Origin of the sequence: Acinetobacter sp. ABJ-A23_2 (assembly GCF_044538765.1) — a bacterium.
Classification (GTDB): Bacteria; Pseudomonadota; Gammaproteobacteria; order Pseudomonadales; family Moraxellaceae; genus Acinetobacter; species Acinetobacter nosocomialis_A.
This window is the reverse complement of record NZ_JBIUCP010000084.1, coordinates 1-7182: the sequence shown is the minus strand read 5'-3', so window position 1 is coordinate 7182 and position 7182 is coordinate 1. Positions and strand designations below refer to the sequence as shown.

The 7182-nt window shown below is 36.6% G+C and carries 4 protein-coding genes; all 4 read left to right on the top strand.

The genetic code is table 11. The annotated features are described in order from the left end of the window. Window positions 1–2219, top strand: a 2219-nt coding sequence (locus tag ACH63V_RS17670) for a type I secretion protein (protein ID WP_396464267.1), incomplete at its 5' end; no start/stop codon positions are given. A 142-nt stretch (window positions 2220–2361) separates the two neighbouring features. After that, on the top strand, window positions 2362–3888 hold the full coding sequence (locus ACH63V_RS17665) for a TolC family outer membrane protein (protein ID WP_396464266.1): 1527 nt from the start codon (window positions 2362–2364) through the stop codon (window positions 3886–3888). After that, window positions 3885–6014 (top strand): type I secretion system permease/ATPase, encoded by a 2130-nt coding sequence (locus ACH63V_RS17660; protein WP_396464265.1) that lies wholly within the window; start codon window positions 3885–3887, stop codon window positions 6012–6014. The genes ACH63V_RS17665 and ACH63V_RS17660 overlap by 4 nt, the downstream gene beginning before the upstream one ends. Then, window positions 6014–7182 (top strand): HlyD family efflux transporter periplasmic adaptor subunit (locus ACH63V_RS17655; protein WP_396464263.1); only part of this gene is annotated, 1169 nt, incomplete at its 3' end. The genes ACH63V_RS17660 and ACH63V_RS17655, both read left to right, overlap by 1 nt.

The window sequence follows — 7182 nt, the reverse complement described above, 5'->3', positions numbered from 1 at the left end:
AGTTAACAGTGAAGGCAGACGCGGTTGACCGTAATGGCACACCGGTGAATGCAGAAGACAGTCTGGCAGACCAAGGTGGTTTAGACCGAGTAGATGGTTCAATTACAGTTGATGTGGATACTCAGGGTCATATCACAGGTGGAACGACTGATGTTGCACCGGGTAGTCAAGTCACCTTAACCATCACAGGTCATGATCAGGCGGGTAACCCACTTGAGCAACAAGTCACTGCTACTGTTAATCCTTATGGTAGCTATACAGCAGAAGTGCCAGCAGGCTTTGCTGATGGCGAGTTAACAGTGAAAGCAGACGCGGTTGACCGTAATGGTACACCGGTGAATGCAGAAGATAGTCTTGTGAAGACGGATCATGACAATAATCCGGATACACCAGACCAAGGTGGTTTAGACCGAGTAGATGGTTCAATCACAGTTGATGTGGATACTCAGGGTCATATTACTGGTGGAACGACTGATGTTGCACCAGGTAGTAACGTGACTTTGACTATTCAGGGCTATGATGGAAATGGAGAAGAAATTCAAATTGAGCGAATCGTTCAAACTGATTCAAATGGTAATTATCAATATAAATTGGTAGCTAGTGATGGTATTGCCACAGGTTTAGAAGGATCTAAAGTTACAGTAGTTGCTGATACGCATGATCGTAACGGTCAAGACATCAATGCTCAAGATACTGAAACAGTTGAAGCTGTCGTAAAAGGTGATTCTTCTAATGGTGTAACAAATGGAAATGACGCTGTTACTGGGACATCAGAAAATGATTTATTAGCTGGTGATACAGGTGGATTAAAAACGAATTTCGTTGCTGGCCAAGACTATAATGTTTCAATAGTTCTAGATTTATCTGGAAGTATGAATTATCGATTAGCCTCTGATTCGAATCCAACAAATGGTGAACAAAGCCGTCTTCAAATTGCTAAGGTTGGTTTGAAAGCCTTTATTCAGCAAATGGTTATGCATGATGGTGTTATTAATTTACAGCTAGCCTCTTTCTCTAGCTCAGGCTATGCAGGTAATAACTACAATAAGTCATGGACCGTAAGTAAAGATAATCTGCAAGATATATTTAACTATATTGACGGATTAACTGCTGCTGGCGGTACTAACCCGAATAGAGGCTGGACAAAAGCAGAAAGTTGGTTTGACGGTAGTACAATAGGTTTGGAAACTGGCTCAATTGCTGCTAATACAAGCTACGAAAATCAGACCTATTTCCTGACAGATGGCAAACCGAATACTTATAATGGAACTGGTGCAAATCCAACGGCTACAGATTATGCTAACTATGATGCAGCGTTTGCGCAATTAGCTGACATGAGTAAAGTTTTTGCTGTAGGAGTTGGTACAGCGACAGGGGTGCAAGAAGCAGTTTCTCGTTTTGATAACACTGATATAAATGGCGACAAGATAGCGAACTGGTCTAGTACTAATCATGGTGATGCTCATGCGATAGGCGATGCTAGCAAACTGATAGCTTACTTAATTGGTGGCTCCGAAAACTTTGCACCAGCTAATGTTGGAGATGACATTGTTAAAGGTGGTGCTGGAGATGATGTCTTATTTGGTGATGCGATAAATACAGATCATTTGACGTGGGCTGGATATGATCCTCTTCAGTATCCTAAATATTCGGGTTATTCAAAATTAATAGCATACTTAAAAGCAGAGGTTACAGGTGGTGCTGAACCAAGCCAGCAAGATATTTATGATTATGTAAAAGAGAATTTTCATGATTTTGTTGCGGCAGATGCAGCTGATCCCGCAACTAAAGGCGGAAATGACACGATTTACGGTGGTGCTGGAAATGACATTATCATTGCTGGTGCTGGTAACGACATTGTGTATGGTGGTTCAGGCAACGATATTATTTCAACTGGTCGAGGTGAAGATACCATTGTATATGATGTATTAAATGCAGCTGATGCCACAGGAGGAAATGGTACTGATACTTGGGTGGATTACGAAGCTAATGACAAAATTGAATTTGGAACAAATTTCTTCGAAGGTCTATTAGCAGATAAGAGTAATTTAGATGATTACATTACTGTCGTTAATGATGGTAATGGTAATGCCATAGTTCAGGTAGATCGTGACGGTAGTAATGGAACTCATACTATGTCTGATTTATTAATTATTGAAAATAAAGCTGGTTTAAGTTTGCAAGATTTACTCAATAATAATCAGATTGTTATTGGCTAATTAAATTAAGCGGTTATAGATCTTAGATTTATAACCGCTTTTTGCTTTTATTTTAGGTCGGTTAAAAGAAATATTATTTTATTTTAATATGTCTTTTAATTGAGTGGTCAATAAGTAATAGATTTCATTCAGATATTTTAAGATGCCTTTCATTAAATCAATATTAGGGTGGATTTTATTTTCTCCTTTCTTTCTTTTTATAACGCAAGCTCATGCAGATACATTTAAAAACTATTTAAATACTGCAAAGAATCATTTGAGTCAATATTTAGGAAAGGAAACAGAAAATGATTTTCAAAAAGTAAGTATTCAAAAGTTAAGTGATTTTAACTTAGATGACCGATTAACCTTCGATACTCTACCAGTAGTGACTTCTTCAAAAATACCAGAGAAGAATTTCATGATGCAAACTCCAAATGAAAATTTAAGATGGGCGCACCAACATCTAGATTTTACTCAGGCCATATATCAAGCTTTACAGCGTCGTCCAGAAATTACCCAGAGTATAGCCACAATTGCTGGACAAAATGCGAGTATTGATGTGGCTAAAGCTGCATATTATCCTCAAATATCAGGTGGAATTACTACAGCGGATTTAACTTCAGGAGAGAGAGGAAGACAACTTTTTACGATTTCAGCATCTCAAATGCTATATGACTTTGGAAAAACTAAAAGTTCTGTAGACGTTGAAAAAGCTAGATTATTTCAAGACCAAGCAAAGGCTTTAACAAGTATTGATGATATTGCTTACCAGACAGCAAATGCTATTGTTAATATTAAACGTTATCAAGAAATTATACATATAGCTAATCAGCAGATTAATGGCATAGCACATATTGCTGAAATTGCAAATTTACGTGCAAATGCAGGTATTAGTAGTCAGGCTGATCCAGTACAAGCACAGTCGAATTTAGAAGCTGCTCAATCAAATAAAATTGTTCAGGAAACTCAACTTAAACAGTATCAACAAAAATTACGTAATTTATTGGGATACGATGTTTCAAATGTAGAAATTAATATTCCTGAAGATTTAGTTAAAAATGCAGGTCTTTATGATGAAACAAAATTTACATTAATTCCGGAAATGTTAGCTGCACAAGCTGCCATTCAAATTGCCAAATATCAGAAGGAACAAACAAAATTAAGTAATTATCCAACTATAAGTATTAAAGGAAATTTAAGTCAGGCATTAAATGGTAAAAATCCGAATAATAATGAAGATGATGGCTTTTATAATTCAATAATGCTCGAAACAACGAGTAATTTCTTTCAAGGGGGAGCAATTCGTTCCAGAGAGCGTGCTGCTAGTTATGCTGAAGAAGCAGCAAAAGCGGAGTTAAACACCGTATATTTAGATATCTCAGATCAAGTTCACCTTATTCGCCAAGAGATAGAAAATAAGCAAAAACAAATTCAAGTTCTTCGAGAACGTCAAAAGTCTACGACACGTACAAAAGAGTTATATCAAGAGCAATATAAATTAGGTACGCGGTCCGTTGTCGATCTTTTAAATTCTGAGCAAGCCATTCATAGCGCAGCTCAAGAAATAGAGACAGCTAAATATGATATTTATTCGAATTTAGTACAGTTTATTAAAATAACTGGCCGCTCACGAGATTTATATCATCTAAATAATACTTCTATCCAAGGGTTTCAGATTCAGCCATGAGCAATGTAATTAATTATCAGCCATGGCTTCATGCCATTTTAGTGATTGCTAAACATTATCTGATCGATCCATCTGAAGAGAACCTTAGACTTCAATTTGATTGGAATCAGGATCAAACAATAGAAGACGTCTTAACATTGGCAACACGCCAAATTGGAATGAATTATCGTAAAGCAAAATTCAATTTAGACGAAATTAGTCCATGGCATTTACCTGTAATTATTGAAATGAAAGAGGGACAGGTAGGTGTATTAGAGAAAATTGATGCAAATCAAAATGTAAGTGTTCAAGTAAATGGTGATCAAGGTTTAGCACAAGTATTTACGTTCGATGTGCTTAAATCAAATGTAACTAATATTTATATTTTAAGACCTGAAAAGTCTTTGCCAGATGCTCGTATTGATGAATATATAAAGCCATATGAGGCTAGTTGGTTCTGGGCAATTATTTTACGAGATTGGAAACGTTATATAGACATTATGTTTGCTTCATTAGTCGCAAATATCTTGGCTTTAGCAACAATCATTTTTTCTATGAATGTTTATGACCGAGTTATTCCAGCTCAGTCGGTCCCAACCTTATGGGTATTAGCTGGAGGGGTATTAATAGCAGCAATATTTGAATTCTGCTTGCGCGTAGCTCGTATTTATTTATCTGACATTTTAGGAAAGCGTGCTGATTTAAGCATTTCAGATTTAGTATTTGGCCATGCTTTAAGAATTAAAAATAAAGAGCGCTCTAAATCAACCGGAACTTTTATTTCACAAATTAGAGAACTGGAAGGTGTTAGGGACTTAGTAACATCAACTACAATATCAGCAATTGCTGATCTGCCTTTTTTCTTTTTATTTCTTGTTATTTTTTGCTTAATTGGCGGCAACTTGTTTTGGGTGATGGTGATAGTAGTGCCACTAATGATTATTCCTGGCATTTTAATACAAAAACCACTGGCCAAATTAGCTTCTGAGGGAATGCGAGAAAGTGCCATACGTAATGCAATGTTGGTTGAATCTGTCCAAGGAATTGAAGACATAAAGTTGTTAAGAGCCGAATCCCGTTTCCAAAATCAATGGAATCATATGAATGAAGTATCGGCTGATATTTCAATGCGACAACGTAAATTGGTTGGCGTCATGATGGCATGGACTCAAAAAATACAAGGTTTGGCTTTTGCTATTGTTGTATTGGTCGGTTGTTTTAGTGTGATGAAGGGAGAAATGACAACAGGTGCTTTGGTGGCTTGTTCAATTCTTTCATCTAGAATGTTAGGACCGATTGCACAAATATCAGGAGTATTAGGGCGTTTACAACAAGCTAAAGTTGCTAAAACTGGTTTAGATGAACTTATGAAAAAGCCAGTTGACCAACCCCCTCATGCACATCTGATTCATAGACCAGCATTATTTGGAAAGTATGAGTTAAACCAAGTCGAATTTAGATATAGCCAAACTGATGCCAAGCCAATATTACTAATTCCGAAGCTTACTATTAAAGCTGGAGAGAAAATCGCAATTTTAGGACGTAATGGTGCAGGGAAATCCAGCTTGCTGCAGTTATTGGCGGGCATGCAAGAACCTGTAAAAGGTCAAATCAAGGTGGATGATGTCGCTTTAGGTTTAATTGATCCGCTGGATATTCGTCGTGATATTGGTCTTTTAAACCAAAATTCTCACTTATTTTTTGGATCAATTCGAGAAAATTTGAAATTAGGGGCACCTTTAGCCACTGATTTAGATATTTTGAATGCATTAAATCTAACAGGTGCTTTAGATTTTCTACAAGAGAAAAAAGAGGGTTTGGACTATCAGATTTTGGAAGGTGGAGCAGGTCTCTCGGGCGGGCAGAAACAAGCCTTATTACTGGCTAGGTTATTAATCCGAAAACCGAATGTTTTACTACTAGATGAACCTACAGCGGCTCTCGATGATGTTTCTGAAAAGCAATTTATTGAACAGCTTCAGAGTTGGTTGGGTAAGAAAACGTTACTTGTTGCGACTCATCGACGAGCAATATTAGAGTTAGTTGATCGAGTCATTGTTGTTAATAATGGAAAAATTGTAATGGATGGCCCTAAAGAGCAGGTTCTGAAATTATCACAACCTAAGCAACAAATAGGAGTCGAATAATGAGTTCCCACCAAATAAATTGGACCAGTTCAAATAAAAATAAACGACTAGGACATCCTTTACCTAAAGTTAGTATCTTTATATGGATTATTTGTTTCGGGCTTTTTGCTTTACTCGTTTGGGCTTGGTTATTTAAATTAGAAGAAGTTTCGACAGGAACTGGAAAAGTTATCCCCTCATCAAAAGAGCAGATTATTCAATCTTTAGAAGGTGGAATTTTAACTAAACTCAATGTTAAAGAGGGTGAAATTGTTGAAAAGGGGCAAAGCCTTGCACAACTTGATCCAACCAGATTTGCATCAAATGTTGGCGAGACCAAATCGTTGCTCCTTTCTGCTAAGGCAACAGCTGCTCGTTTAAGTGCTGAAGTAAATGGGACAAATTTGACATTTCCTAAAGAGGTATTAGAAGAGCAAGCACTTGTAAATGAAGAAACGGCTCTTTATTACTCTCGACGTTCAAATCTGGAACAGTCTCTAGCAGGATTAAAAAAAGCTCTAGTTTTAGTGCAACAAGAATTGGAAATGACGGAACCACTAGTTGCCAAGGGAGCGGCCAGTGAGGTTGAGGTATTACGTTTGAAGCGCCAAGCAAATGATTTGCTGAATCAGATGAATGATATTCAAAACCAATATTTGGTTAAGTCTCGTGAAGAATTAGCAAAAGCAAATACGGATATTGAAACCCAATCTCAAGTTGTAAAGGGTAAATCTGATACGCTTAAGCGGGCGATTTTTAAGTCACCAGTTCGAGGTATTGTTAAAGAAATTGATGTTATGACAATTGGTGGTGTTATTTCTCAAAATGGGAAGTTGATGACGATAGTGCCTTTAGATGAAAAACTACTAATTGAAGCACGTATATCACCAAGAGATATTGCTTTTATTAGACCTGGTCAAGAAGCTTTAGTTAAAATTACTGCTTATGACTATTCTATTTATGGTGGTTTAAAAGGAAAAGTTACTGTTATTTCTCCAGATACATTACGTGATGAAGTTAAACAAGACCAGTTTTACTATAGAGTTTATATCCTTACAGACTCTGATAAGTTAACAAATAAGAATGGAAAATATTTTAATATTACACCGGGTATGGTAGCGACTGTAGATATTAAAACAGGAGAAAAAACTATATTGGACTATCTAGTTAAACCTTTTAATAAAGCAAA